Raw genomic sequence first — 24,858 nt, 5'->3', positions numbered from 1 at the left:
CGTTGTTGCCACGTGCCTTGAGGCACTCCTATTCAGTTCGGCGCACGGTAAAGTCCGTGCGCATCGATGTAGGCCAGGACCGCGTCGGGCACCAGGAAACGTACCGACTTACCGCTGGCCAGCAGTTGACGGATCTGGGTGGCGGATACCGCGAGCGGTGTCTGCCAGACGAATGCAATCTGTCCACTCGGCCCTTTGAGGGCCAGCGGGTCGCTCACCGAGCGCGCGGCCAGCAGGTTGCGCAAGGCATCCGGCGGTTCGCTGTCGGCATCCGGGCGTTGCAGCACCAGGATGTGGCAATGCTGGAGCAACTCTTCCCAGCGGTGCCAAGTGGGCAGGCCGCAAAATGCGTCCCAGCCCAAAAGTAAAAATACCTGGTCATCGGCGGCGAGTTCCGCGCGCATCAGCTCCAGGGTGTCAATAGTGTAGGACGGCTTGTCGCGTTTGAGTTCGCGGTCGTCCACCACCAGGGGTGCAACCCCAGCCACCGCGCATTCGACCATAGCCAGACGATCGAGCGCCGATACCTGCGGCGTACCCCGATGGGGTGGCCTGGCGCTGGGCGTCAGGCGCAACTCATCGAGATTCAGCGACTCGGCCACCTCCAGCGCACCGCGCAAATGACCGATGTGCACCGGGTCGAAGGTCCCGCCCAGTACGCCAATGCGCCGGGGACAGGGTGCCTGACGGGTCACGGTGGCTGACGGCTCGAGGTCGCCCAAGTCAGACCGGCTCCTGACCGCGCAACTGGCCATCACCGACCACGATGTACTTCTCGCAGGTCAGACCTTCGAGACCCACCGGACCGCGGGCGTGCAGCTTATCAGTAGAAATGCCGATCTCGGCACCCAATCCGTATTCGAAGCCATCGGCAAAGCAGGTCGGGGTGTTGATCATCACCGACGCCGAGTCGACTTCGGCCACAAAACGCCGGGCGTCGCCCTGGTGTTCAGTGACGATCGAGTCGGTATGGTGCGAGCCGTAATGGTTGATGTGCTCGATGGCCTGGTCCAGGCCGTCGACCACCAGGATCGAGAGGATCGGCGCCAGGTACTCGGTGCTCCAGTCTTGCTCGGTGGCGACTTCGGCGTCGATGATTGCCCGGGTCCGCTCGCAACCACGCAGTTCGACGCCTTTTTCGCGGAACTGGGCCGCCATGGCCGGCAGGAAGTCCTTGGCGACCGCCTGGTCGACCAACAGGGTTTCCATGGCGCCGCAGATGCCGTAGCGGTAAGTCTTGGCGTTGAACGCGATGCGCTGGGCCTTGGCCAGGTCGGCGTGGGCACTGACGTAGACGTGGCAGATGCCGTCCAGGTGCTTGATCACCGGCACCCGGGCGTCGCGGCTGACCCGTTCGATCAGGCCCTTGCCGCCGCGCGGTACGATCACGTCGACGTATTGCGGCATGGTGATCAGCGCGCCCACGGCGGCACGGTCAGTGGTCTCGACCACTTGCACCACGGCAGCCGGCAGTCCGGCTTCGGCCAGGCCGCGCTGGATGCAGGCGGCAATGGCACGGTTGGAATGAATCGCCTCGGAGCCACCGCGCAGGATGGTCGCATTGCCCGACTTCAGGCACAGGCTGGCGGCGTCGATCGTCACGTTTGGCCGCGATTCGTAGATGATCCCGACCACACCCAGGGGTACGCGCATCTTGCCCACCTGGATACCCGACGGCCGATAACTCATGTCGCGGATCGCGCCTACCGGGTCCGGCAAGGCCGCCACCTGACGCAAACCGACGATCATGCCGTCGATGCGTGCGGGGGTCAGGGCCAGACGCTCGAGCATTGCCGGCTCCAGGCCATTGGCCCGGCCAGCGGCCAGGTCCAGCTCATTGGCGGCGGTCAACTCGGCGCGTGCGGCATCCAGGGCGTTCGCGGCGGCCAGCAGGGCGCGGTTTTTCTGCCCGGTGCTGGCACGGCCGATCACGCGGGAAGCATCGCGCGCAGCGCGACCCAAGCGGGTCATGTAGTCAAGAACGGACTCAGTCATAGTCTGGAGTGGTCTTTGCTATGGTCGTGGTAAAGAGTAAAGCGGCAGATTATAGCTGTCGCGTCACTCGACTAACAGCGGTGACGGGCGGATGGTCGAAATGGACAGCAAATAGTCAGTCTTCAGCCTGGATTAAGGCCCTGGTTGTTATCATAACGCCACATTTGCTCTCTGAATGCTGCCACCCATGTCCATCCTGCCCCATCCCAAGCAGCCAAAGGCCCTGCCTGACAGCTTTTTCAACCGCGACGCACAGGTGCTCGCCTGCGAATTGCTGGGCAAAGTCATCCGCCATCGCGTGGGCGATTTGTGGCTTTCGGCACGAATTATTGAGACCGAAGCCTATTACTGCGACGAAAAAGGCAGTCATGCCTCCCTCGGCTACACAGAAAAGCGTAAGGCTTTGTTTCTGGATGGCGGGCACATCTACATGTATTACGCCCGCGGCGGCGACTCCCTGAACTTCAGCGCCCACGGACCCGGCAATGCGGTCCTGATCAAGTCCGCCTATCCTTGGGTCGACGAGGTCTCGGGGCCCGCGAGCCTGGCCCAGATGCTGCTCAACAACCCCGACGCCAATGGCCGGCCGCGCCCCTCGCAGAAGCTCTGCGCCGGCCAGACCCTGCTGTGCAAGGCCCTGGGACTTAAAGTACCGATTTGGGACGCCAAGCGCTTTGACCCTCAAGTGCTGTTTGTCGAAGACCTTGGCCGGCCGCCACCCCATGTGATCCAGACCACTCGCCTGGGCATCCCCCACGGACGCGATGAACACCTGATGTACCGCTTCGTCGACAGCGCCTACGCGCCCTACTGCACACGGAACCCTCTACGCCGCGGCCAGGTCGAAGGCCGCGACTATTTACTGATCTGATTCCTGCCCTCGATGGGCCAACAACAATCCTGGAGTTGTACCTATGGGCCCATGGCTCGATAGCCTGACCGCTTGGTTGACGGCAAACCCGCAATGGCTGGCGGCAGCCGTCTTTATCGTGGCCTGCATTGAGTGCCTGGCGATCGCCGGACTGATCGTCCCCGGCACCGTCCTGTTGTTTGCCGTTGCGGTACTGGCGGGCAGCGGCGCCCTGTCGCTGGGGGAAACCTTGCTGCTGGGCTTTCTCGGTGGCTTGCTGGGGGACGTGGTGTCGTACTTCCTCGGCCGGCACTTCCATCAGAACATCCGGCGCTTACCAGGCCTGCGTCACCACCCGGAATGGATCGGCAGTGCCGAAGCCTATTTCCAGCGCTATGGGATCGCCAGCCTGCTGGTGGGGCGCTTTATCGGCCCGCTGCGCCCGATGCTGCCAATGGTGGCCGGGATGTTCGACATGCCCTTCCCGCGCTTTTTTGCCGTCAGCCTGCTGGCGGGCGCCGGCTGGGCGGTGGCCTATCTGCTGCCGGGCTGGGCCACCGGGGCGGCTATCCGCTTGCCACTGCCCGAGGGTTTCTGGCCCCAGGCCGGACTGGTAGTGGGCAGCATCGCGGTGCTGGTGGGCCTGGGCATCAACAGCGGCCTGCGCGGTCATCGGCGCTCTACCCTGCTGATCGCCGGCCTGAGCCTGGTGATCCTGGGTGGGCTGTTTGTCGGCTATTCGCACCTCGGCGCCTTTGATCAAGGCCTGATGACGCTGGTGCAGGAACACCGCAAGCCGCTGCTCGACGAGTTCGCGGTGATGCTGACCCAACTCGGTGAGTTCAAGCACATGCTGGTGATCAGCGCGGCGCTGACCCTGGTGCTGCTGGCCACGCGGCAATGGCGGCACTTGCTGTTCGCCGGCGGCACCCTGCTGGTGACGGCCCTGGCCAATACCGCCACCAAGCAGCTGTTCGCGCGGATGCGCCCGGAAGTCCTGACCGATCCACTGACCAGCTACAGCATGCCCAGCGGCCACGCCTCCGGTTCGTTTGCGCTGTTCCTGGCCCTGGCCGTGCTGGCGGGTCGAGGACAACCCCAGCGCATGCGCCTGACCTGGGTGCTGCTCGGCTGCCTGCCGGCCCTGGCCATCGCCCTGTCGCGGGTTTACCTGGGGGCTCACTGGCCCACCGACGTGGTGGCCGGAGCCATGCTGGCGGCCTGCGTGTGTGCCGCCAGCCTGTGGCTGAGTCAGCGTCAGGCACCACTCGAGCCACTGCCAGCGAAAATCTGGTGGCTGATCCTGCCCGTCATGGTGGGGCTGTTCGGCTTCTACGCCCTGCAGAATCTGCCGCACGCGATGATGCGTTACGCGTACTGAGGCAACCTCAGGCGAACAAATCGCCCTGCAGTTCATCCAACAACGCCTGGATCGCATCCAGGCGTTGTTGCGGATCATCGACCTGCAGCAGCCCGATCTTTTCCAGCTCGGAAAATGGCAGCAAGTAGGCCAACTGGTTCGCCAGTGACTGCTGCCCTGCGGCGTCAGTGCCCATGTTCAACGCCTCGACCATCGGGTGCTCGGCCAGCGCCTTGAGCAAGGCCATCAGGTCGGCGTCTTCTTCCTGCAAGGGCTGCTCGGGCAAATCGTCCAGCCACTCGACCTCGGCGACAGTCAATTGATCACGCTGCACTTCGCTGCGCAGTACATTGAAGCGTCGCCCACCCTGCACGCGAATCCCCAGCAGGCCGTTGTCCTGCTGCTTGAAATCGGTAATCCGCGCCTCGCAGCCGACCCGTGCATACCCCTGCGCAGCCAGGCCGACCTCTTTGCCCTCAAGAATGCACACCACGCCAAACCCTGCCCCCTGCTTCATGCAGCGGCTGATCATGTCCAGGTAGCGCGCCTCGAAAATCTGCAGATCAAGGAAACAGCCGGGAAACAGCACCGTGTTCAGAGGGAAAAGCGCCAGACTCATAGACATGTCCTTACACCACCATCGACACCGCCAACGGCAACAACACCGCCGTGGCCACGCCCATCAGGCTCATCGCCAACGCGGCAAACGCACCGCACTCTTCACTTTCCTGCAAGGCTACCGAAGTGCCCACCGCATGAGCGGTCATGCCCAGGGCCATGCCGCGGGCTTCGGGGCCATGGACCCCGAGGCGATCGAGCAGCGCCGGGCCGAAAATCGCCCCGATCACCCCGGTGATCAGCACAAACACCGCCGCCAACGCCGCCACGCCACCAATCTGCTCGGCCACCAGCATAGCGATGGGCGAGGTCACCGACTTCGGGGCCATGGTCATCAGAATCATGTGCTCGGCACCAAACCACCAGCCCAGCAACACGCACAGACCGGTAGCGACCACCCCACCTACCACCAGCGTAGTAAAAATCGGCCAGAACAGTTGGCGGATGCGCCGCAGGTTGAGGTACAACGGCACCGCCAGGGCCACCGTCGCCGGCCCCAGCAAGATGCTGAGGATTTCCGTGCTTTTACGGTACTCGGCATAGGTCAGGCCACAGGTGAGCAACACGCCAATCACCAGCAGCATGGACACCAGCACCGGCTGCAGGAAGATCCAGCGGGTTTTCTCGAACGCCGCCAGCACCAACTGATAAGCCCCCAGGGTAATGCCGATCCCGAACAACGGGTGATGGATCACCGCCGCCACCGCGCCTTGCCAGTCAAACATCATGAGCGTTCCTCCCGCCGAGCCTGGCGCTTGACCAGCCATTGCATCAGCACCCCGGCAAAGGCCATGGACAGCAGCAACGACAACACCAGTGCGCCGACGATGGCCCAGAAGTCGGCCGCGATATCCGCGGCATACACCATCACCCCCACCGCAGGCGGGACCAGCAGCAACGGCAAATAGCGCAACAAGCTACCGGCGGCCAGGTTCAGTGGCTCGCCGACTTCACCGCGAACGATCAGGAACACCAGCAACAGCAGCAGACCGATAATCGGCCCCGGCAGCACCGGCAACAGCAAATGGTTGATGGCCGTGCCGAGCAATTGAAACAGCACCAGCCAGGTCAGGCCGCGAAGCAACATGAATCATCCCCCACAAGACTCGCCCCCCAAAACGGGCCTGCCATTATAAGCATGGCATCTGCTATGCATGGGTATTCGCCAATGGTATGGAGGATTGACCGGCACCCACCGCCATGATGATCTAAGGTGGTTTCAGCTCACTCAGAAAAACTATAAAACCGATGAACCCAAGGAGAGTCTCAATGCCCTATGTACCCGTTGCAGAGCTCAAGAATTATGTCGGCAAGGAACTCGGACGTTCCGAATGGCTCACCATCGATCAGGAACGCATCAACCTGTTCGCCGAAGCCACGGGTGACTTTCAGTTCATCCACGTTGACCCGGTAAAGGCCGCACAGACGCCATTCGGCAGCACCATTGCCCACGGCTTCCTGTCGCTGTCGCTGATTCCAAAACTGATGGAAGACATCATGGTCCTGCCCCAGGACTTGAAAATGGTCGTCAACTACGGCCTGGACAGCGTGCGGTTCATCCAGCCGGTGAAAGTCGATTCCCGGGTCCGGCTCAAGGTCGATCTGACCGAAGTCACCGAGAAAAAACCCGGCCAATGGCTGCTCAAGGCCACCGCCACCCTGGAAATCGAAGGCCAGGAAAAACCGGCCTATATCGCCGAACCCCTGTCGCTGGCGTTCGTGTAACCCCTGCCGGATGCGGAGCAGTTGCTGCTGTTTCGCACCGCGTCTCTATTTATCAGGCACATAGCTGCGGCATACTCGGTCGCCTAATCACCCGGATCCTGCTATGCGCTCACTTGTACCCCTCGCATTGACCCTGTTGCTCACCGCCTGTGGCGACGGCGAATCGCTGTTGCCGCCGGACGCGCGCCTGCCCGACGGCGGCCGCTATCGGGGAGACCTGGTCGACGGGCTGCTGCAAGGCCGGGGTCGCATCGACTACCCGAACGGCAGTTGGTACGCCGGCCAGTTCGACAAGGGCCAGTGGCACGGACAAGGCGAATGGCACGGCAGCAATGGCGAGGTCTACCGCGGCGCCTTCCAGCAAGGGCTGTTCCATGGCCAGGGCGCCCTGAGCACCAGCGACAGCAGCTACACCGGCGGTTTTAAACTGGGGCGGCGCGACGGCGAGGGCACGCTCAAGGAAAACGGCATGACCTACCGGGGCGAATTCAAGGCCGACCAGTACTCCGGACTCGGCCGCCTTGAGCTCGAAGACGGCAGCCAGTACCAGGGCCAGTTCGCCCACGGCAAACCCAATGGCGAAGGCCAGCGCAGCGATGCCAGCGGCAATCAGTTCAGCGGCCACTTCATCAACGGCCAACTGGACGGCATCGGCAGCTTCAACAGCGCCGAAGGCGACAGCTATGTCGGTGGCTTCAAACAGAATCAGCTGCACGGCAAAGGCCGCTACGAAAACGCCGACGGCGACGTGTGGATCGGCCAATTCAAGGAAGGCGCGCTCAGCGGCAAGGGCGAGCTGATCGGCGCCGACAACAGTCACTACCTCGGGCACTTCAGCGACTGGCGCTTCACAGGCCAAGGGCGCCTGAACCTGCCCGATGGCAGCTTCTACGTCGGCCAGTTCGACAACGACAGCTATCAGGGCCACGGCACACTGGTACTGACCGACGGTACGGTGCAGAGCGGCGATTGGATCAATGGCCAGCGCGTGCGTGATGCCGACGGCAAACTGCTGCCCGATACCCTGGAGCTGGGCTTGCTGGCCCAGGGCCGACTGCTCGATGAAGCACTGGCCAATGTGCCCGCCTCAACTCCCGCGGTCGAACTGTACAGCCTGACGCTCGGCGGCGACGGCAAGCAGAGCGTATTCCTGCGCGAGTCCGACTACGTCAGCAACATGCTGGCCAGCCGGTTTGGCGCCTATGGCCAGATCCGCCTGGTCAACCACCGCGACCACCTCAGCGACCGGCCCATGGCCACCCGGGAAAACCTGCGCCGCGCGGCCCTGACCCTGGCCGAGCGCAGCGGTCCGGAAGACTTGCTGTTCATCTACCTGACCAGCCACGGCACCCACGAACACGAACTGGTGCTCGACCAACCACGCATGGAGCTGGCCGACCTGCCCGCCGATGAGTTGGCCGCCGTCCTGGCGCCGCTGAAAAACCGCGACAAGATCATCGTGATTTCCGCCTGTTACTCCGGCGGTTTCCTGCCGGCCCTCAAGGACAATCGTACGCTGGTCATGACCGCCTCGCAGGCTGATCGGGTGTCGTTCGGCTGCTCCGAGGAGGCGGACTTCACCTACTTCGGCGATGCCCTGTTCGCCCAGGCCCTGAACCAGACCGACGACCTCGAACACGCCTTCAAGCTGGCCAAGGCCACGGTTGCCGAACGGGAACTGGCCGACAACTTCGAAGCCTCTGAACCACAGATCTGGGCACCCAAGGGGGTCCTGGCGCGCTGGCAGGTGCTGCGCAAACAGCAAGCACGAAAAGCGCTGCAAAATGCGGCGTTGAACAACACGGACGCAAAGAGCAACTAAGCTGAACAGTATCAAGGGAGAAACACTATGTACTTGACGCCTCAGCACGTACTGCTCGCCGGAGCCACCGGCCTGACCGGTGAACACTTGCTCGACCGCTTGCTCAACGAGCCCACCATCAGCCGCGTACTGGCGCCCTCTCGCCGGCCGCTGGCGGAACATCCGCACCTGGAAAACCCGGTCGGCGACCCCAGCGCATTCCTGCCTCAACTCAGTGGCCGGGTAGACATCGCCTACTGCTGCCTGGGAACGACGATCAAGCAGGCGGGCTCGGAATCGGCGTTCCGTGCGGTCGACCTGGACATGGTGGTGGCCTTCGCCAAACGCGCGCGCGAAATGGGTGCACGGCACCTGATCGTGATCAGCGCCATCGGCGCGGACCCAAAGTCCTCGGTGTTCTACAACCGTGTCAAAGGGGAAATGGAACAGGCCCTGCGCGCGCAAGACTGGCCACAGCTGACCATCTGCCGACCTTCCCTGCTGCTGGGGGAACGCCTGGAGCCACGCCTGGCCGAGCAAGTGGCCGGCCCGCTATCCCGGTTGATCCCGGGCAAGTACCGCGGCATCGAAGCCTGCCAACTGGCCCGCGCCATGTGGCGCCTGGCGCTGGAGGAGCAGGATGGGGTGCGGGTGGTGGAATCGGACGAACTGCGCAAGCTGGGCAAGTAGCCCCCGCTACAACCCACCCGTCGCCTGAAACCCGATCCCGAGCACCGTCAACACTGACAACGGCAACAACAGCGTGTCGAGCAAGGCGCTGGCCGGCAGGTCGAGGCCGGGGTAACTCGGCGCTTCGGCGCCAAATCGATCCTTGGCACAACAGCCGCCCTGCAGCGCATACCAGTCCAGTCGCGTCCCGGAATACACCACCGGAGCGCCCGGTTGCGCCGCATCCAGGGTGCGCACACTGGCGCACCCTGCCAGCTGCAAGGCCAGCAGCACCAGCAGCAGCTTATTCATCACTGCTCAGATGGTGTTCGCCCCAGCGTGGCAGCATGTCCTGCGGGATGTTCAGCACATTGAGAATCCGCGCCACGACAAAATCCACCAGGTCATCGATGGTCTGCGGCTGATGATAGAAACCCGGCGACGCCGGCAGGATGGTCACGCCCATGTTCGACAGCTTGAGCATGTTTTCCAGGTGAATGCTCGAATACGGCGCCTCGCGCGGCACCACAATCAGCTGCCGGCGCTCTTTCAAGGTCACGTCGGCGGCACGTTCGATCAGGTTGTTGCAGGCGCCCATGGCGATGGCGGACAAGGTCCCGGTGGAACAGGGCACCACCACCATCGCTGCCGGCGAGCCGGAGCCCGAAGCCACCGGCGACATCCAGTCCTCCTTGCCATACACCCGAATCTGCCCGGCGACCGCGCCGGTGTATTCGGTGAGGAAGGCCTGCATCATCTGCGGCTTGGGCGGCAGCGTGACGTCGGTCTCGGTGGCCAGCACCAATTGCGCGGCCTTGGAGATCAGAAAATGCACCTCACGGTCTTCGCGCACCAGGCAATCGAGCAGGCGCAAGCCATACTGGGCGCCTGAAGCGCCCGTCATGGCCAGCGTGATGCGATCCGGACCGTTGTTCATTTAAGCGCCTCGGCGAGCTTGCCGTGCAGGCCGCCGAAGCCGCCATTGCTCATGATTACCACGTGCGTGCCGGGTTGAGCCTGGCTTTTGACCCGCGCAATGATGCCCTCCAGCGAATCGCTGACGATCGATGGCACCGTACACAGCGCCGCGGTGGCCGCCAGGTCCCAGCCCAGGTTAGCCGGGGCGTACCAGATCACCTGGTCGGCATCGACCACGCTTTGGGGCAATCCGTCGCGGTGCGCGCCGAGTTTCATGGAGTTGGAACGCGGCTCGATGATGGCAATCAGCGGGGCGTCGCCGATGCGCTTGCGCAGGCCGTCCAGGGTTGTAGCGATGGCCGTCGGGTGGTGGGCAAAGTCGTCGTAGAGGGTGATGCCGTTGACCTGGGCCACAACCTCCATCCGCCGCTTCACACTCTTGAAGGCGCTCAACGCTGCAATGCCCATGGCCGGGACCACGCCGACATGGCGCGCCGCCGCCAGGGTCGCCAAGGCGTTGGCGACGTTGTGCTGACCGGTCATGTCCCACTCGACCACGCCTTGGGCGACGCCCTCGAACAGCACTTCAAACTTCGACCCGTCTTCGCTGAGCAACTTGACCTGCCATTGCCCGCCGGCACCGGTGGTTTGCACCGGGGTCCAGCAGCCCATCTCGATCACGCGCTGCAAAGCCGGCTCAGTGGTGGGATGAATCACCAGCCCTTCGCTTGGGATGGTGCGCACCAAATGGTGGAACTGCCGCTCGATCGCTGGCAGATCGGGGAAGATGTCCGCGTGATCGAACTCAAGGTTATTGAGGATCGCCGTGCGCGGGCGGTAGTGGACGAACTTCGAACGCTTGTCGAAGAAGGCGCTGTCGTATTCGTCGGCTTCGATCACAAAAAACGGCGTGTCGCCCAGACGCGCCGAGACCGAGAAATTCTGTGGCACGCCGCCGATCAGGAAGCCCGGGCTCATGCCCGCGTGCTCCAGCACCCAGGCGAGCATGCTGCTGGTGGTGGTCTTGCCGTGGGTGCCGGCAACCGCCAGCACCCAACGTCCTTGCAGCACATGGTCGGCCAGCCACTGCGGGCCGGAGACGTACGGCAAGCCTTTGTTCAAGACGTATTCGACCGCCGGGTTACCGCGGGACATGGCATTGCCAATCACCACCAGGTCCGGGGCCGGGTCGAGCTGGGCCGGGTCATAACCCTGCGTCAGTTCAATGCCCTGAGCTTCCAGTTGCGTGCTCATCGGCGGATAGACATTCGCGTCGGAGCCGGTCACGCGATGGCCCAGCTCTTTGGCCAGAACCGCCATCGAGCCCATGAAAGTGCCGCAGATACCCAGGATATGAATGTGCATAGTCAACCTCGTAAAACATCGAGGCAGGTTAGCCTAGGGTGGGAAAAATCGCACCTGATGTTTCAACCGCACGCCATTGCACTACTGAACATCCAGAATCTGCCTGCGACCCTGTACAACACCAATGTCCTTGATAGTCTTGGCACCCCACACGCCAGAGTGATCGCCAGAGGCTGCGCATGAGTACAACCCCCCATGAGCTCAGTATCTCCCCAGACAAAGACCCCAAAAAACTGTCTGCCGGGCAGCGAAAATTCAATGAGCTGGTGAAGAAAATCGACAAACAGCGGCAGATCCTGCAAGCGTGGGAAGCGGCCACCCCGCTGTATGAGCAGCGCTGGCACAGTGAGTTCCTTCCCCAGCTCGACATCCTGCATCAGCACACGGTCGGGTTCGTGCAACTGCTGAGCGACCTGGGTGAGCGGATCAAACTCTCGAAAACTGATCGCAAGACGCTGACCCAGGAAATTTGCGGCCAAGCCTACAGCTTGCTTGATAGCGGCAATTGCAGTGATGAGGAACTGGTTCGCTTGAAAGCGCTGTACAACCAGCACAGTGGCCGCGACTTCGATACCGATGAGGAAGAAGACAACGAGCTTCTCAAACTGGGGCTGCAGGAGATGTTCGGGGTCGAGCTCGACGACGATATCCACGGGCTGTCTCCCGAGGAAATCGCGGAAAAAATAAATCAACGCTTGCAGAGCGAACAACCCGAGCCAAGCAAACCTGGCAAGAAAAACGCCCACCAGCTACGCCAGGAAGCAGCCGCCGCCGAGGCCAGCCAGTCCGTGCGCGAGGTGTATCGCAAACTGGCCAGCGCCCTGCACCCAGACCGAGAAACCGACCCCGACGAGCGCGAGCGCAAAACCGTGTTGATGCAGCGCGTCAACCATGCCTATGGCCAGCGCAATCTGCTTGGGCTGCTGCAACTGCAGCTGGAGTTGGAGCACATCGATGCCAGCACCCTCAACACGCTGACCGCTGATCGACTGAAACATTACAACCGCGTATTGACCGAGCAACTCGATGAGCTGAAACAGGAAGTATTCGATCAGGAGCAAGGGTTCAGACTGCAATTTAATATCGACCCATTCGACAAACTGACACTGGCGAACCTACCTGGTTTTTACCAGCATCAACTCGACTCGGTCCTGGATGATATTCAGGAACTTATGCTGCTCGGCGAAGAGCTGAATGATCCCAAGAACCTGAAAGCCTGGCTCAAGGCACAGAGGGACTATGAGCGCGAGATGGAAAAATCACTCAACGACGACCTGTTCTTCGACGACCCGTTCTTTCGCTGAACAACCGTCACGTCAGCCGACACCTAACGGGTTATCCCGTGCTTGCGCAGCTTTCTATAGAGGGTGTTGCGGCTGACGCCCAACTGTTCGGCGGTGTGGGTCATGTGCCAGCGTGTTTGCTCCAGGGCATTGAGCAGTACCAAGCGTTCGGCATCATTGAGCGGCAGTTCCGGCAGTTCGCCGACCGAGGGGGTCAGCGCCGGACGTGCCTGGCGAATCATCGCCGGCAAGTCTTCGACGCCAATGCGTCCGTCTTCACACAATGCCGCCAGGGTCCGCAATACCGTGCGCAACTGCCGCACGTTACCCGGCCAGGAGAAATCGAGCAGGGCCTGGCGCGCGGGGGCGTCGATCAGGACGGTCTCGTCCCCCGCCTCTTCAGCCAAAAGGAAGTCCAGCAACTGGGATTTATCACCGCGCTCACGCAGGGGCGGCAAGCCCACCTCCAGGCCATTGAGCCGGTAGTACAGGTCTTCACGGAAGCTGCCATCCTGCACCCGCTCCAGCAAGTCCCGGTGGGTGGCGCTGATGATCCGCACGTTGACCGCCTGCGGCTCGCCACCAATCGGCACCACCAGCCGGTCCTCAAGCACCCGCAACAAGCGGGTTTGCAGGGCCAGGGGCATGTCGCCGATTTCATCCAGGAACAAGGTGCCGCCATCGGCCTGCTGCAGCTTGCCGCGCATGCCTTCCTTGCGTGCGCCGGTAAAGCTGCCGCCGCGGTAACCGAACAGTTCGCTCTCGATCAGGCTTTCCGGAATGGCCGCGCAATTGAGTGCGACAAAGGCTTTGTCGGCACGCTGGCTGGCCTGGTGCACGGCCTTGGCAAAGGCCTCTTTGCCCGAGCCGGTCTCGCCGTTGATCAACAGCGGCACATCACGCTCGAACACCCGCAGGGCTTTGCGAAAATCGGCCTGCAGACCTTCATCACCCAGGCAAATACCGGCCAAGCGCGGGCGTTCGGCAATCCTCGGCGCAGGCACAACTGGCGCAGGCACACTGCGCGGCTGACCGCGCAGCAGGGCAAACAAGGCCCGGCCATCACGGGTGCGCAGCGGCCAACTGGCGCTGGCGTTGACGCTGGCGCGGGATAACAGTTGATCCAGCGAACAGTCGAAAAAGGCCTCCACCGGCTTGCCCACCAGGCCGCCGCGAATATGCCCCAGCAGGTTCAGCGCGCTCTGGTTGACGGCGCTAATCCGACCTTCCCCGTCAAACGCCAGCAGCCCTTCGCTGAACAGCCCGACCGACTCGGCCTGCAGGTGAAAACGCAGCAACCACTGGTTGTCGAAATGGCGCAGGAAGTAGCAGCTCTCGATCATTTTCGCCGAGAGATTGACCAGCGCCATGGTGTGGAACTGGCTCTGGCGCGAAACATCATGGCGCGCCGAGGAGACGTCGAGCACCGCCAGCAGTTCGCCATGGGGGTCGAACACCGGGCTGGCCGAGCAGGTCAGGCCGGTGTGGCGTCCCCGGAAGTGTTCATCCTGATGAATGGTCAGCGCCTGGCGTTCCACCAGGCAGGTGCCGATCCCGTTGGTGCCTTCGCAGGCCTCACTCCAGTCGGCACCGAGCCACAGGCCGGCGCGCTCGAAGATCTTGCGCTCGGTGGGCGCCGTGACACAGTTGAGGATCACCCCGCGGGCGTCGGTCAACAGCACCGCATGCCCGGCACCGCTGAGTTGCTGATGCAGGCTGTTCATTTCGCCGCCGGCGATCTGCAGCACCTGCTGCAAGCGCTCCCGACTTTCCAGCACCCGACCATGCTCAAGCACCGTGGGCGCCATGGCCAGTGCCGGATCGAGATGATAGTCCTCCAGGCACCGCAGCCAGGAGCGGGCGATGGATGGATCGCTGCCCGGACCGTGCAACTGGTTCTTGCCCTGGGTGACGGTCAAGACCTGCTGGGCATGGCGGCTCAAATGGTTGTTGTGCATTTCTTATTGTTCTCCCCGAGGGTCAGGTCCGCAGAGCGTTCCTGACCCCCGTGTCCCCTATCTTGTGCCTGGTTCAGGCGAGTGCTTCGCCCTCTCATGCAGCCGAGCATCCTCCAGCCCGACGCGCATTGCAATGCCGACGAGACCGACCGGTCACACGCTGTGCCACAAACGGCACAAAGTGTCACAAGCCCCGTATCGCATCTGGCACAGCCCGTGGACAAAGCCCTGCCGCCGACGGCGCAAGCCCTTGATTTATAGGCACCACAAGGCACTGGCCCGACCTTTGCTCTAGGCTTGTACCAGCGCTCATTGCGCGTACTCCCCTATAAGCACAAAAGCCAAGGAGACACTCATCATGCGTTACGCTCACCCAGGTACTGAAGGCGCTATCGTTTCGTTCAAGAGCAAATACGGTAACTACATCGGCGGCGAGTTCGTCGCGCCTGTCAAAGGTCAGTACTTCACCAATACCTCGCCGGTGAACGGCCAACCGATTGCCGAATTCCCCCGCTCCACAGCTGAAGACATCGAAAAAGCCCTCGACGCTGCCCACGCTGCCGCCGACGCCTGGGGCAAGACCTCGGTCCAGGACCGCTCCCTGGTGCTGTTGAAAATCGCCGATCGCATCGAGCAGAACCTCGAAGTCCTGGCGGTCACCGAATCCTGGGACAACGGCAAGGCCGTGCGTGAAACCCTGAACGCCGACATCCCGCTGGCGGCGGATCACTTCCGTTACTACGCCGGGTGCATCCGCGCGCAAGAAGGCAGCTCTGCCGAAATCAACGAACACACCGCGGCCTATCACTTCCACGAACCGCTGGGCGTGGTCGGCCAGATCATCCCGTGGAACTTCCCGATCCTGATGGCCGCCTGGAAACTCGCGCCGGCCCTGGCTGCCGGTAACTGCGTGGTGCTCAAGCCTGCCGAGCAAACGCCGCTGGGCATCAGCGTGCTGCTGGAACTGATCGGCGACCTGCTGCCACCGGGCGTGCTGAACGTGGTGCAAGGGTTCGGCAAAGAAGCCGGCGAAGCCCTGGCCACCAGCAAGCGCATCGCCAAGATCGCGTTCACCGGCTCGACCCCGGTTGGCTCGCACATCATGAAATGCGCCGCCGAGAACATCATTCCGTCCACCGTGGAACTGGGCGGCAAGTCGCCGAACATCTTCTTCGCCGACATCATGCAAGCCGAAGAATCCTTCATCGAGAAAGCCGCCGAAGGCCTGGTGCTGGCGTTCTTCAACCAAGGTGAAGTCTGCACCTGCCCGTCTCGCGCCCTGGTGCAAGAGTCGATCTACGACGACTTCATGAAAGTGGTGATGAAGAAGGTCCTGCAAATCAAGCGTGGCGACCCGCTCGACACCGACACCATGGTCGGTGCCCAGGCTTCCGAGCAGCAATTCGACAAGATTCTCTCCTACCTGGAAATCGCCAAGGGCGAAGGCGCCGAGCTGCTGACCGGTGGCAAGGTGGAAAAACTCGAGGGCAACCTGGCGACCGGCTATTACATCCAGCCGACCCTGCTCAAGGGCACCAACCAAATGCGCGTGTTCCAGGAGGAAATCTTCGGCCCGGTGGTGAGCATCACCACCTTCAAGGACGAAGCCGAAGCCCTGGCCATTGCCAACGACACCGAGTTCGGCCTGGGTGCCGGTCTCTGGACCCGCGACATCAACCGCGCCTACCGCATGGGCCGCGCCATCAAGGCCGGTCGAGTGTGGACCAACTGCTACCACCTGTACCCGGCGCACGCCGCGTTCGGTGGCTACAAGAAGTCTGGCGTCGGCCGTGAAACCCACAAGATGATGCTCGATCACTACCAGCAGACCAAAAACCTGCTGGTGAGCTACGACATCAACCCGCTGGGCTTCTTCTGATCCAACCTCCCGGCGACTTCGGTCGCCGGGACTGGCTTGTTCCGACAAGACTCATTTTCCGTGCAATGCATTCGGCCCCGTTAGGCGGCCGGGTGCACGGCTGCAAGCAGAGCATCGCAAAGGCCCACGCGCCTTTGGTGAACACAGCGTCCGCGCTGGAAAACAACAATAAGAAAGGAATCCGCAATGGATCAGATCGGCAACTACGTGCTCTATCTCATCATGTTCTGCGCCGTACTCGGCGCCTTCGCGGCGATCTACAACAGCGATGAAGGACTTGGTAAAGAATTCATGGAAGGCATCCACGCCACCGGGCATATCTTCGTGCCGGCGGCGGGGATCATGGCGTCCATCCCCTACCTGACCGTGGTCATCGAAAAAGCCTTCGGCCCGTTCTTCAGTTCCCTGGGCGCCGACCCGGCACTGGCGGCGACCATGATCATTGCCTCGGACATGGGTGGCTATCACCTGGCGTCGGCCCTGGCGGCCAGTAAAGAAGCATTGGTCATGGCACTGATCACCGGCTTCATGGGCGGCGCGACCATCGTCTTCTCCATCCCCATGGGCCTGGCGATGCTCGACAAGCGCGACCACAAGTACATGGCCCTGGGCATCATGTCGGGCATCCTGACCATCCCCCTGGGCGTGCTGATCGCCAGCGTCATCCTCGCGTTCAGCAACCCGCTGGTACGCGACCTGGTATCGACCAACGGCGAGGCCACCTATCAGTTGGCCCTGGGCCTGGGCAGCATCTTCGCCAACCTGCTGCCGATCCTGATCTTCGTCGTGGCCCTGGCCCTGGGCCTGCGCTTTTTGCCCGACCTGATGATCAAGGGTTTCATCATCTTCGGTCGCACCCTGGACGCGGCGATCAAGCTGGTGCTGGTGTTCTCCATCGTCGAATACTTCACCGGTGTGTTCACCCTGGTGTTCGGCGGTTGGGGGTTCCACCCGATCATCGCCGACGCCGAAGACCAGACCCGCGCCCTGGAAACCGCCGGCTACATCGGCATCATGCTGGCCGGTGCCTTCCCGATGGTCTACCTGCTGCGTAAATACCTGGGCAAGCCGCTGGAAAGCCTGGGCAGCAAGATCGGCCTGAGCGCCGTCGGCAGTGCTGGCATGCTGGCCACTATCGCCAACATCCTGGCCATGTTCCGCCTGGTGCGCTTCATGCCGCCAAAGGACAAAGTCATCAACATTGCCTTTGGTGTGTGCGCGGCCTTCCTGCTGGGCGACCACCTGTCCTTCACCGCCAACTTCCAGCCCACCATCATTCTGCCGGTGCTGATTGGCAAGATAAGTGCAGGATTCATTGCCGTGGGCCTGGCGTACTGGCTGTCGGTACCCAAGGCCTTGCAACTGGAAGCCGAGGACCGCGCCGCCGGGATCATTGCCAAGGGCGAATACCTGGGCCTGCCGCTGCCGGAAACCCTGCACCCCGATGGCACCAAGGCAACGGCCTGAGTCCGCTGCATTGAAGTGCGCTGCCGACACCGAGCGTGGCATGCTCAGCCACCGCCGGCCCCGGGCAGCGCACTGTCCTATTTGAAACGGAGACTGAAATGGCAAGTTTTTCCCATAGCGTGGGCGCCCAGACCTACCGCTTCGACGACCTCAAGGACGTCATGGCCAAGGCCAGCCCGGCACGCTCCGGAGACTTCCTGGCCGGTGTCGCCGCGCAAAACGACGGCGAGCGGGTGGCAGCGCAAATGGCCCTGGCGGACATCCCGCTCAAGCATTTTTTGCAAGAAGCACTGATTCCCTACGAGAGCGATGAAGTTACCCGACTGATCATCGATACCCACGACGCCAACGCCTTTGCCACCGTCAGCCACCTGACCGTCGGTGGTTTTCGTGACTGGCTGCTCAGCGACGCGGCCGACGAACACAGCCTGCGTGCGCTGGCCCCCGGCCTGACCCCGGAAATGGCCGCCGCCGTGTCGAAAATCATGCGCGTGCAAGACCTGGTGCTGGTGGCGCAGAAAATTCGTGTGATCACCCGTTTTCGCGGGACCCTGGGCCTGCGCGGTCGCCTCTCGACCCGCCTGCAACCCAACCACCCCACCGACGAGCCCGCCGGTATCGCGGCGAGCATTCTCGACGGCCTGCTGTACGGCAATGGCGACGCGATGATCGGCATCAACCCGGCCACCGACAGCATCGCCTCGATCTGCGCCATGCTGGAAATGCTCGACGCGGTGATCCAACGCTACGAAATCCCCACCCAGGCCTGCGTTCTGACCCACGTCACCACCTCCATCGAGGCGATCAACCGTGGCGTGCCATTGGACCTGGTGTTCCAGTCGATTGCCGGCACCGAAGCCGCGAACGCCAGCTTTGGCATCAGCCTCAGCGTACTCCAGGAAGGCTATGACGCCGGCCTGAGCCTCAACCGCGGCACCTTGGGGCAAAACCTGATGTATTTCGAGACCGGCCAGGGCAGCGCGTTGTCGGCCAACGCTCACTTCGGCCTCGATCAGCAAACCTGCGAGACCCGGGCCTATGCCGTGGCGCGGCATTTCAAGCCATTTCTGGTCAATACCGTGGTCGGCTTCATCGGCCCGGAGTACCTGTACAACGGCAAACAGATCATCCGCGCCGGCCTTGAAGACCACTTCTGCGGCAAGTTGCTCGGCGTGCCCATGGGCTGCGACATCTGCTACACCAACCACGCCGAAGCCGACCAGGACGACATGGACACCCTGCTGACCCTGCTGGGTGTGGCCGGGATCAACTTCATCATGGGCATCCCCGGCTCCGACGACATCATGCTCAACTACCAGACCACCTCCTTCCACGACGCCCTCTACGCGCGCCAGACCCTGGGCCTGAAACCGGCTCCGGAATTCGAGGCATGGCTGGCGAACATGGGCATTTTCACGCAGGGTGACGGCAAGGTCCGGTTCGGCAACAACCTGCCGCCGGCCTTCCGCCAGGCCCTGGCGCAACTGGGATGAACGAGGTGCTTATGGAACAACCACCGATCGACCCGCAGAACCCCTGGCTGGAACTGCGCCGCCTGACCCCTGCGCGCATCGCCCTGGGCCGGTCCGGCACCAGCATGCCGACCGGCGCCCAACTGGACTTCCAGTACGCCCACGCCCAGGCCCGTGACGCCGTGCACCTGGCCTTCGATCACGCCGGGCTGAGCGCGCAACTGGCCGAAGCCGGACGCGCCAGCCTGCTGCTGCACAGCGCCGCCAGCGATCGGCACAGCTACCTGCAGCGCCCGGACCTGGGGCGCAAACTCTCCGAGCACTCGGCGCAAACCCTGCGCGACTACGCCGCGGCCCACCCAGGCGGGGTCGACCTGGCCGTGGTGGTGGCCGATGGCCTGTCGGCCCTTGCGGTCCACCGGCACACCCTGCCCTTCCTGGCACGAATGGAAGAACAGACCCAGGCTGAAGGCTGGTCCCTGTCACCGGTAATCCTGGTGGAGCAAGGTCGCGTCGCCGTGGCCGACGAAATCGGCCAGTTGCTGGGGGCAAAAATGGTGGTGATCCTGATCGGCGAACGCCCCGGCCTCAGCTTCTCCCGACAGCCTTGGCCTGTATTTCACCTACAACCCCAAGGTCGGCCTGACGGACGCCTACCGCAACTGCATCTCCAATGTCCGCCTCGAAGGCCTGAGCTACGGCATGGCCGCCCACCGCTTGCTGTACCTGATGCGTGAGGCCTGTCGTCGGCAGTTGTCGGGCGTCAACCTGAAAGACGAGGCGCAATTGCAGACTATCGAGTCAGAAAACGACGCACAAACCAGCTCCAATTTCCTGCTGGGACCGCAGAATCCTTGAGTCCAATGCGGATTGCGTTTTAGTCGCGCTTTGAGGCAGAGTCGACGAACGGCTGCCCGAGTGATGGATCAATTGCCGTCAAATCCACTGGAAACTGCCGTCATATCTACTTGAAGTTGAGGCCTCTAGCATGCGGATTATTCAAGCTACTCTCGAGCACCTGGACCTGCTGACGCCTCTGTTCGTCAAGTACCGCGAGTTTTACGGCTCGCTGCCTTACCCGGATTCTTCCCGCGCGTTCCTGGAAAAACGCCTGCGCCGCAAGGAGTCGGTGATCTACCTGGCGCTGCCGGATGACGACGATGGCCGGCTGCTGGGCTTCTGCCAGCTATACCCGAGCTTCTCGTCCCTGTCGCTCAAGCGGGTATGGATCCTCAACGACATCTACGTCGCCGAAGACGCCCGCCGCCAACTGGTCGCCGACAACCTGATGCGCACCGCGAAAAAAATGGCCAAGGAAACCCAGGCCGTGCGCATGCGCGTGTCCACCAGCAGCGACAACCTGGTGGCGCAAAAGACCTACGAGTCCATGGGCTTTCGTGAAGACAACGAGTTCAAGAACTACATCTTGCCGATCAGCGACGAACTCTGACATGACCTATGTTTCCAGGTAGCGAGGGCGCACGCTCTCGCCGGGGGGTGCGATGCGCCCCTGAAACCTGAACCCAGGCTGAAGCCGATGCACTCCATTGCCCTGGTATCCGCTCCCCATCGCATTCGTAATCCCTCGCTACAAAACCCACACGCTTTTCACTTTGCTGTCCGTATAATCGCGATCTTTATCGGCCGTAAGAAATAGCCCGCAAACTTGTAGCCATTTTTTTCAGACTTTCCGTACAGGCTTGCCGAGTCGAGCCGTCACACAGGTGCCCCCCATGGATTTCAACCCGATCGACCTTGTCCTGCATCTCGATGTGTACCTCGATATGCTGGTCACCAACTACGGGCCATGGATTTACGCCATTCTTTTCCTGGTGATCTTCTGCGAAACCGGCCTGGTGGTCATGCCCTTCCTGCCGGGCGATTCGCTGCTGTTCATCGCCGGTGCCGTTGCCGCCGGTGGTGGCATGGACCCTGTACTGCTGGGCGGCTTGCTGATGCTGGCGGCGATACTCGGAGACAGTACCAACTATGTGGTCGGTCGAACGGCCGGGGAAAAACTGTTCAGTAACCCCAACTCGAAAATCTTCCGTCGCGACTACCTGCAACAAACCCACGATTTCTATGAAAAGCACGGTGGTAAAACCGTGACGCTGGCGCGCTTCCTGCCGATCATCCGGACCTTCGCGCCCTTCGTCGCCGGGGTCGCCAAGATGCCCTATCCGCGCTTTTTCGCTTTCAGCGTGTTCGGCACCATCCTCTGGGTCGGCGGCCTGGTGACCCTGGGTTACTTCTTCGGCAACGTGCCCTTTATCAAGAAGAACCTGTCGCTGCTGGTGGTGGGCATCATCCTGTTGTCGCTGGTGCCGATGATCATTGGCCTGGTCCGCAGCCGCTTCGGTGGCTCGAGCTCCAAAGCCCAGTCGCGCTGATCGCCCATGGGCCTGCTCAGCACCTGGCGTCGCCAACGCACCCTGGCCAAGCACCCCGTTGCCGATGAAACCTGGCAGCGGGTCCGTCAGCACCTGAGTTTTCTCGACGGCCTGAGCGAAGCCGAGGACCAGTGGCTGCGCGAGTCGGCCGTGCTGTTCCTGCAGGACAAACACCTGACATGCCTGCCCGGCGTTGAATTGCACCAGGAACAGCGCCTGCTGCTCGCCGCCCAGGCCCAACTGCCGCTGCTGCACCTGGGCGATCTGAACTGGTATCAGGGCTTCCACGAGATCGTGCTGTACCCCGACGACTTCCTCAGCCCGCAGCGCCATCGCGATGCCAGTGGCGTCGAGCATGAGTGGGACGGCGAGCACAGCGGTGAGGCTTGGCAACAGGGGCCTATCATCCTGGCCTGGCCGGGGGTGATGGCCAGTGGTGGCTGGGAAGGCTACAACCTGGTGATCCACGAACTGGCGCACAAACTCGACATGCTCAACGGCGACGCCAACGGCCTGCCGCCGCTGCACAGCGACATGCGGGTCTCGGACTGGGCGCAGGTGATGCAACACGCCTACGACGACCTCAACCGCCAGCTCGACCACAACCCCGACGCCGACACACCGATCGACCCCTATGCGGCGGAAAACCCCGCCGAGTTCTTCGCCGTCACCAGCGAGTACTTCTTCAGCGCCCCGGATTTACTGCACGGCACTTATCCACAGGTCTATCGACAACTGCAGCTGTTTTACCGCCAGGATCCCCTGGCAAGGCTTGCGCATTTGCAAGCCGAACATCCGGCGTATCAGCCACACGACTAAGGTCTACACGACTTCTGGCACGTGGCACAGGCTCAGGAATATGCCTATAATCGCCGCCACTTTTTGGTCAATCCGGCCAAGTCATTTGGCCACTAACGGGGGCACCGCCCAATGAGCTACAGCAAGATTCCGGCTGGCAAAGACCTGCCGAACGACATCTACGTCGCGATCGAGATCCCGGCCAACCACGCGCCGATCAAGTACGAAATCGACAAAGACAGCGATTGCCTGTTCGTTGACCGTTTCATGGCCACCCCAATGTTCTATCCGGCCAACTACGGTTTCATCCCCAACACCCTGGCTGACGATGGCGATCCCCTCGACGTGCTGGTTGTAACCCCTTACCCGGTTGCACCAGGCTCGGTCATCCGCGCACGTCCAGTCGGTATCCTGAACATGACCGACGACGGCGGCGGCGATGCCAAAGTTATCGCTGTGCCACACGACAAACTGTCCCAGTTGTATGTCGACATCAAGGAATACACCGATCTGCCAGCCCTGCTGCTGGAACAGATCAAGCACTTCTTCGAGAACTACAAAGATCTCGAAAAAGGCAAATGGGTGAAGATCGATGGTTGGGGCGACGCCGAAGCTGCGCGCGCCGAGATCATGAAGTCGGTTGCGGCCTACAAAGGCTGAGACGGCACTGGCCTGGCGCCAGTGACGGCTTGAAAAAACCCCGGTTATCCGGGGTTTTTTTATAACTATAAGAACTTCAGGTAACAGACTAATTAATACAGTTTGGAGGGATGTTTAGTTACGTTTAGTGTTCGCTTACACACCCTTGCAAAACAACAGAATATTCCTGCATAAATTGTTCGGTTTGTTTATTCAATCTAGTTAGTTGACTGAGTAAAATCCGCGTTTATGAAAAAACACAAATGCGGCCCACGCTTCAAGGCACTCCTCAAGGAGGTGAAAATCACCCCTTCGGAGTTCGCTACCTTCTGCAACGTCGAGCCCCAGCACATCAACAACTGGTACATCCGCGGCGTGCCCTACCCCCGGGTCGAAGAAATCGCTCGCCTGCTGAGTGTCAACAGCCAATGGCTGATCAACGGCGAAGGCCCCAAGCATCCCGTCAACGGCCAAGCTCCCGAGCAGGCCGACAAGCTACTGGACACCCAGGAGCCGCGCGAGCACTACCACGTCTGTATCGGCTCACCCGACATCGAGTTGCCCCTCTACAAAGAACGGCCCAAAGCCCTCGGCTCCCGCGACACCCATGTGGTGAAAATCCCCGGCGAAGCCGTTCGCCTGCCACGCCGCTACCTGGAAAGGCTGGAAGTCGAACCCAGCCGCGCCATCTGCGTGCCCATGGTCGGCGACAGCATGTCGGAGAAAATCCAGGATGGCTCGACCCTGGCCGTCGACTGCAGCCTGACCCATATCATTGACGGCCAGATCTACGCGCTCAAGCACGACGGCATGCTGCGCATCAAATACCTGCACCGCCTCCCCGACGGCGCCTTGCGCCTGCGCAGCCACAATCGCAGCGGCTACCCGGACGAAATCTTCAGCGCCGAACAAATCATCAAACAGAACATCGACGTCCTCGGCTGGGTGTTCTGGTGGTCCACCCTCAACAAACAACGCCCACCCGTACCCTTTGGATGACCACCGCAACGCCCGGCAACACACATCACGCTGGGAATTCCCCAAAAAAATCAGTATGCTGCGCCCCACATTTGCATCGACCCGCCCCGCGCCGGTCCGATCGCACCGACAAGGCAGATGACTTTCTCGCCAAGTCCCACAGCCGGACGCAAGATCCGGATGTACGTTTTGAAGGCTGGTACGGTTTACCAAAAATAAACCAAGCCAGTCCCCGAGAAGCCGGCCACAAGCCGGCTTTTTAATGCCCGCTGAAAACCCCCACCAGGATGGTTTCTTGGTCAAACACTGCCCCTGCTCACCTTCGCGGCGCTGTCCTACGCCCGTATTGCCCGACTGACGGTCAGCCCGGTGCCGATTTTTGTCCCGGCCTTCCGCGTATTCATGGTCCGGGACGTGGAACACAACGACGACCCGCACAATCGCTGGCTGCGCAACTTCATCATCGACACCACCCAGGAGTTGCAGCAGGGGTCGTTGACGCCGACCTGAAGCAGCTCAACAGTGGCAGACAACTGGACGCTGAGCCGAATAGATCGTCAACTCGATCCGCTACTGCGTGCCGGCATCGCGCATTTCCGGCTTGTCACCCTCCACCCGTTCGACGATGGCAATGGCCACCTGACCCGTTTACCCGGCGCAGGCCGTAGTACCCGCTATCAGGTCAACTCTTCG

At 61.9% G+C, this 24,858-nt stretch carries 24 protein-coding genes and 2 pseudogenes; 17 read left to right on the top strand and 9 right to left on the bottom strand.

Going from position 1 to position 24,858, the window contains the following annotated elements:
* Positions 1 to 32: 32 nt before the first annotated feature.
* Positions 33 to 755, bottom strand: a complete 723-nt coding sequence (gene nadD / locus Q1W70_RS13625) for a nicotinate-nucleotide adenylyltransferase (protein WP_371927843.1) — start codon at positions 753 to 755, stop codon at positions 33 to 35.
* Positions 724 to 1,995: a glutamate-5-semialdehyde dehydrogenase gene (locus tag Q1W70_RS13620; protein ID WP_185818561.1), complete on the bottom strand. Its 1,272-nt coding sequence runs from the start codon at positions 1,993 to 1,995 to the stop codon at positions 724 to 726. The genes nadD and Q1W70_RS13620 overlap by 32 nt, the downstream gene beginning before the upstream one ends.
* 187 nt (positions 1,996 to 2,182) lie before the next feature.
* On the opposite strand from Q1W70_RS13620, the gene Q1W70_RS13615 reads away from it, so the two are divergent.
* Both Q1W70_RS13615 and Q1W70_RS13610 read left to right on the top strand, forming a co-directional pair.
* On the top strand, positions 2,183 to 2,866 hold the full coding sequence (locus Q1W70_RS13615; protein ID WP_302098876.1) for a DNA-3-methyladenine glycosylase: 684 nt from the start codon (positions 2,183 to 2,185) through the stop codon (positions 2,864 to 2,866).
* Between the two features lie 43 nt (positions 2,867 to 2,909).
* On the top strand, positions 2,910 to 4,226 hold the full coding sequence (locus tag Q1W70_RS13610; RefSeq protein ID WP_182342470.1) for a bifunctional DedA family/phosphatase PAP2 family protein: 1,317 nt from the start codon (positions 2,910 to 2,912) through the stop codon (positions 4,224 to 4,226).
* A gap of 7 nt (positions 4,227 to 4,233) precedes the next feature.
* Here the strand turns inward: Q1W70_RS13610 and Q1W70_RS13605 are convergent, their stop codons facing one another.
* The 3 genes from Q1W70_RS13605 to Q1W70_RS13595 are packed head-to-tail and all read right to left on the bottom strand — an operon-like array spanning position 4,234 to position 5,910.
* A complete protein-coding gene (locus Q1W70_RS13605) occupies positions 4,234 to 4,824 on the bottom strand; it encodes an LON peptidase substrate-binding domain-containing protein (protein ID WP_302098875.1) in 591 nt (196 codons plus the stop codon).
* 10 nt (positions 4,825 to 4,834) lie between these two features.
* Positions 4,835 to 5,551 (bottom strand): LrgB family protein, encoded by a 717-nt coding sequence (locus Q1W70_RS13600; protein ID WP_095166287.1) that lies wholly within the window; start codon positions 5,549 to 5,551, stop codon positions 4,835 to 4,837.
* Positions 5,548 to 5,910 (bottom strand): CidA/LrgA family protein, encoded by a 363-nt coding sequence (locus Q1W70_RS13595; protein ID WP_166590450.1) that lies wholly within the window; start codon positions 5,908 to 5,910, stop codon positions 5,548 to 5,550. The genes Q1W70_RS13600 and Q1W70_RS13595 overlap by 4 nt, the downstream gene beginning before the upstream one ends.
* Before the next feature lie 182 nt (positions 5,911 to 6,092).
* Here Q1W70_RS13595 and Q1W70_RS13590 point away from each other — a divergent pair, with 182 nt between their 5' ends.
* The 3 genes from Q1W70_RS13590 (at position 6,093) to Q1W70_RS13580 (ending at position 9,039) form a co-directional block, all read left to right on the top strand.
* Complete coding sequence (locus tag Q1W70_RS13590) at positions 6,093 to 6,548, top strand: MaoC family dehydratase (protein ID WP_166590451.1); 456 nt, start codon at positions 6,093 to 6,095, stop codon at positions 6,546 to 6,548.
* A gap of 103 nt (positions 6,549 to 6,651) precedes the next feature.
* Positions 6,652 to 8,370, top strand: coding sequence for a C13 family peptidase (locus Q1W70_RS13585; RefSeq protein ID WP_166590452.1), 1,719 nt, complete (start codon positions 6,652 to 6,654; stop codon positions 8,368 to 8,370).
* Positions 8,371 to 8,397: 27 nt separating this feature from the next.
* Positions 8,398 to 9,039 (top strand): oxidoreductase, encoded by a 642-nt coding sequence (locus Q1W70_RS13580; RefSeq protein ID WP_182342476.1) that lies wholly within the window; start codon positions 8,398 to 8,400, stop codon positions 9,037 to 9,039.
* Positions 9,040 to 9,045: 6 nt separating this feature from the next.
* Here the strand turns inward: Q1W70_RS13580 and Q1W70_RS13575 are convergent, their stop codons facing one another.
* From Q1W70_RS13575 to mpl, 3 genes are read right to left on the bottom strand one after another with little or no spacing between them, the layout of a single operon-like run.
* Positions 9,046 to 9,330, bottom strand: coding sequence for a YceK/YidQ family lipoprotein (locus Q1W70_RS13575; protein ID WP_166590454.1), 285 nt, complete (start codon positions 9,328 to 9,330; stop codon positions 9,046 to 9,048).
* Positions 9,323 to 9,955: a flavin prenyltransferase UbiX gene (ubiX, locus tag Q1W70_RS13570; RefSeq protein WP_095166275.1), complete on the bottom strand. Its 633-nt coding sequence runs from the start codon at positions 9,953 to 9,955 to the stop codon at positions 9,323 to 9,325. Before ubiX ends, Q1W70_RS13575 begins: the two co-directional genes overlap by 8 nt.
* Positions 9,952 to 11,301: a UDP-N-acetylmuramate:L-alanyl-gamma-D-glutamyl-meso-diaminopimelate ligase gene (mpl, locus tag Q1W70_RS13565; RefSeq protein ID WP_182342479.1), complete on the bottom strand. Its 1,350-nt coding sequence runs from the start codon at positions 11,299 to 11,301 to the stop codon at positions 9,952 to 9,954. Before mpl ends, ubiX begins: the two co-directional genes overlap by 4 nt.
* A 179-nt stretch (positions 11,302 to 11,480) precedes the next feature.
* Here mpl and Q1W70_RS13560 point away from each other — a divergent pair, with 179 nt between their 5' ends.
* Complete coding sequence (locus Q1W70_RS13560) at positions 11,481 to 12,605, top strand: J domain-containing protein (protein WP_182342481.1); 1,125 nt, start codon at positions 11,481 to 11,483, stop codon at positions 12,603 to 12,605.
* A 23-nt stretch (positions 12,606 to 12,628) separates the two neighbouring features.
* Here the strand turns inward: Q1W70_RS13560 and Q1W70_RS13555 are convergent, their stop codons facing one another.
* Positions 12,629 to 14,542, bottom strand: a complete 1,914-nt coding sequence (locus Q1W70_RS13555) for a sigma-54-dependent Fis family transcriptional regulator (protein WP_182342483.1) — start codon at positions 14,540 to 14,542, stop codon at positions 12,629 to 12,631.
* Positions 14,543 to 14,900: 358 nt separating this feature from the next.
* On the opposite strand from Q1W70_RS13555, the gene exaC reads away from it, so the two are divergent.
* The 11 genes and pseudogenes from exaC to Q1W70_RS13500 all read left to right on the top strand — a co-directional run.
* On the top strand, positions 14,901 to 16,421 hold the full coding sequence (gene exaC, locus Q1W70_RS13550) for an acetaldehyde dehydrogenase ExaC (RefSeq protein WP_166590458.1): 1,521 nt from the start codon (positions 14,901 to 14,903) through the stop codon (positions 16,419 to 16,421).
* A gap of 186 nt (positions 16,422 to 16,607) precedes the next feature.
* On the top strand, positions 16,608 to 17,888 hold the full coding sequence (gene eutH / locus Q1W70_RS13545) for an ethanolamine utilization protein EutH (protein WP_265536815.1): 1,281 nt from the start codon (positions 16,608 to 16,610) through the stop codon (positions 17,886 to 17,888).
* Positions 17,889 to 17,986: 98 nt separating this feature from the next.
* Positions 17,987 to 19,381: an ethanolamine ammonia-lyase subunit EutB gene (locus tag Q1W70_RS13540; RefSeq protein WP_166590460.1), complete on the top strand. Its 1,395-nt coding sequence runs from the start codon at positions 17,987 to 17,989 to the stop codon at positions 19,379 to 19,381.
* 11 nt (positions 19,382 to 19,392) lie between these two features.
* Positions 19,393 to 20,218, top strand: a pseudogene (gene eutC / locus Q1W70_RS13535) (ethanolamine ammonia-lyase subunit EutC).
* Positions 20,219 to 20,348: 130 nt separating this feature from the next.
* Complete coding sequence (locus tag Q1W70_RS13530; protein WP_166590462.1) at positions 20,349 to 20,810, top strand: GNAT family N-acetyltransferase; 462 nt, start codon at positions 20,349 to 20,351, stop codon at positions 20,808 to 20,810.
* Between the two features lie 283 nt (positions 20,811 to 21,093).
* Positions 21,094 to 21,750, top strand: coding sequence for a DedA family protein (locus tag Q1W70_RS13525; RefSeq protein WP_095166259.1), 657 nt, complete (start codon positions 21,094 to 21,096; stop codon positions 21,748 to 21,750).
* 6 nt (positions 21,751 to 21,756) lie between these two features.
* Positions 21,757 to 22,569: a M90 family metallopeptidase gene (locus Q1W70_RS13520; RefSeq protein ID WP_166590463.1), complete on the top strand. Its 813-nt coding sequence runs from the start codon at positions 21,757 to 21,759 to the stop codon at positions 22,567 to 22,569.
* 111 nt (positions 22,570 to 22,680) lie between these two features.
* The gene (gene ppa, locus Q1W70_RS13515) at positions 22,681 to 23,208 is read left to right on the top strand and encodes an inorganic diphosphatase (protein ID WP_166590464.1); all 528 of its coding nucleotides are present in this window, start codon (positions 22,681 to 22,683) and stop codon (positions 23,206 to 23,208) included.
* Positions 23,209 to 23,436: 228 nt separating this feature from the next.
* Entirely contained in the window at positions 23,437 to 24,186 is a 750-nt protein-coding gene (locus tag Q1W70_RS13510; protein WP_166590465.1) for an XRE family transcriptional regulator, read from the top strand.
* Between the two features lie 348 nt (positions 24,187 to 24,534).
* Positions 24,535 to 24,675 carry a hypothetical protein gene (locus Q1W70_RS13505; protein ID WP_302098874.1) on the top strand — a complete coding sequence of 47 codons (141 nt, stop codon included), beginning with the start codon at positions 24,535 to 24,537 and terminating at the stop codon, positions 24,673 to 24,675.
* 33 nt (positions 24,676 to 24,708) lie between these two features.
* Positions 24,709 to 24,813: pseudogene (locus Q1W70_RS13500) on the top strand (Fic family protein); the annotation flags it as partial.
* Positions 24,814 to 24,858 lie beyond the last annotated feature (45 nt).

Origin of the sequence: Pseudomonas kielensis (assembly GCF_030505375.1) — a bacterium.
Lineage (GTDB): Bacteria > Pseudomonadota > Gammaproteobacteria > Pseudomonadales > Pseudomonadaceae > Aquipseudomonas > Aquipseudomonas kielensis.
The sequence above is the reverse complement of the archived record's forward strand: the minus strand, read 5'-3'. Positions and strand labels throughout refer to the sequence as shown.

Excerpts from the sequence above, each read along its gene's own strand:
- nadD (WP_371927843.1), bottom strand. The coding sequence starts at position 755 with ATGGCCAGTTGCGCGGTCAGGAGCCGGTCTGACTTGGGCGACCTCGAG.
- Q1W70_RS13620 (WP_185818561.1), bottom strand. The coding sequence starts at position 1,995 with ATGACTGAGTCCGTTCTTGACTACATGACCCGCTTGGGTCGCGCTGCG.
- Q1W70_RS13615 (WP_302098876.1), top strand. The coding sequence starts at position 2,183 with ATGTCCATCCTGCCCCATCCCAAGCAGCCAAAGGCCCTGCCTGACAGC.
- Q1W70_RS13610 (WP_182342470.1), top strand. The coding sequence starts at position 2,910 with ATGGGCCCATGGCTCGATAGCCTGACCGCTTGGTTGACGGCAAACCCG.
- Q1W70_RS13605 (WP_302098875.1), bottom strand. The coding sequence starts at position 4,824 with ATGAGTCTGGCGCTTTTCCCTCTGAACACGGTGCTGTTTCCCGGCTGT.
- Q1W70_RS13600 (WP_095166287.1), bottom strand. The coding sequence starts at position 5,551 with ATGATGTTTGACTGGCAAGGCGCGGTGGCGGCGGTGATCCATCACCCG.
- Q1W70_RS13595 (WP_166590450.1), bottom strand. The coding sequence starts at position 5,910 with ATGTTGCTTCGCGGCCTGACCTGGCTGGTGCTGTTTCAATTGCTCGGC.
- Q1W70_RS13590 (WP_166590451.1), top strand. The coding sequence starts at position 6,093 with ATGCCCTATGTACCCGTTGCAGAGCTCAAGAATTATGTCGGCAAGGAA.
- Q1W70_RS13585 (WP_166590452.1), top strand. The coding sequence starts at position 6,652 with ATGCGCTCACTTGTACCCCTCGCATTGACCCTGTTGCTCACCGCCTGT.
- Q1W70_RS13580 (WP_182342476.1), top strand. The coding sequence starts at position 8,398 with ATGTACTTGACGCCTCAGCACGTACTGCTCGCCGGAGCCACCGGCCTG.
- Q1W70_RS13575 (WP_166590454.1), bottom strand. The coding sequence starts at position 9,330 with ATGAATAAGCTGCTGCTGGTGCTGCTGGCCTTGCAGCTGGCAGGGTGC.
- ubiX (WP_095166275.1), bottom strand. The coding sequence starts at position 9,955 with ATGAACAACGGTCCGGATCGCATCACGCTGGCCATGACGGGCGCTTCA.
- mpl (WP_182342479.1), bottom strand. The coding sequence starts at position 11,301 with ATGCACATTCATATCCTGGGTATCTGCGGCACTTTCATGGGCTCGATG.
- Q1W70_RS13560 (WP_182342481.1), top strand. The coding sequence starts at position 11,481 with ATGAGTACAACCCCCCATGAGCTCAGTATCTCCCCAGACAAAGACCCC.
- Q1W70_RS13555 (WP_182342483.1), bottom strand. The coding sequence starts at position 14,542 with ATGCACAACAACCATTTGAGCCGCCATGCCCAGCAGGTCTTGACCGTC.
- exaC (WP_166590458.1), top strand. The coding sequence starts at position 14,901 with ATGCGTTACGCTCACCCAGGTACTGAAGGCGCTATCGTTTCGTTCAAG.
- eutH (WP_265536815.1), top strand. The coding sequence starts at position 16,608 with ATGGATCAGATCGGCAACTACGTGCTCTATCTCATCATGTTCTGCGCC.
- Q1W70_RS13540 (WP_166590460.1), top strand. The coding sequence starts at position 17,987 with ATGGCAAGTTTTTCCCATAGCGTGGGCGCCCAGACCTACCGCTTCGAC.
- Q1W70_RS13530 (WP_166590462.1), top strand. The coding sequence starts at position 20,349 with ATGCGGATTATTCAAGCTACTCTCGAGCACCTGGACCTGCTGACGCCT.
- Q1W70_RS13525 (WP_095166259.1), top strand. The coding sequence starts at position 21,094 with ATGGATTTCAACCCGATCGACCTTGTCCTGCATCTCGATGTGTACCTC.
- Q1W70_RS13520 (WP_166590463.1), top strand. The coding sequence starts at position 21,757 with ATGGGCCTGCTCAGCACCTGGCGTCGCCAACGCACCCTGGCCAAGCAC.
- ppa (WP_166590464.1), top strand. The coding sequence starts at position 22,681 with ATGAGCTACAGCAAGATTCCGGCTGGCAAAGACCTGCCGAACGACATC.
- Q1W70_RS13510 (WP_166590465.1), top strand. The coding sequence starts at position 23,437 with ATGAAAAAACACAAATGCGGCCCACGCTTCAAGGCACTCCTCAAGGAG.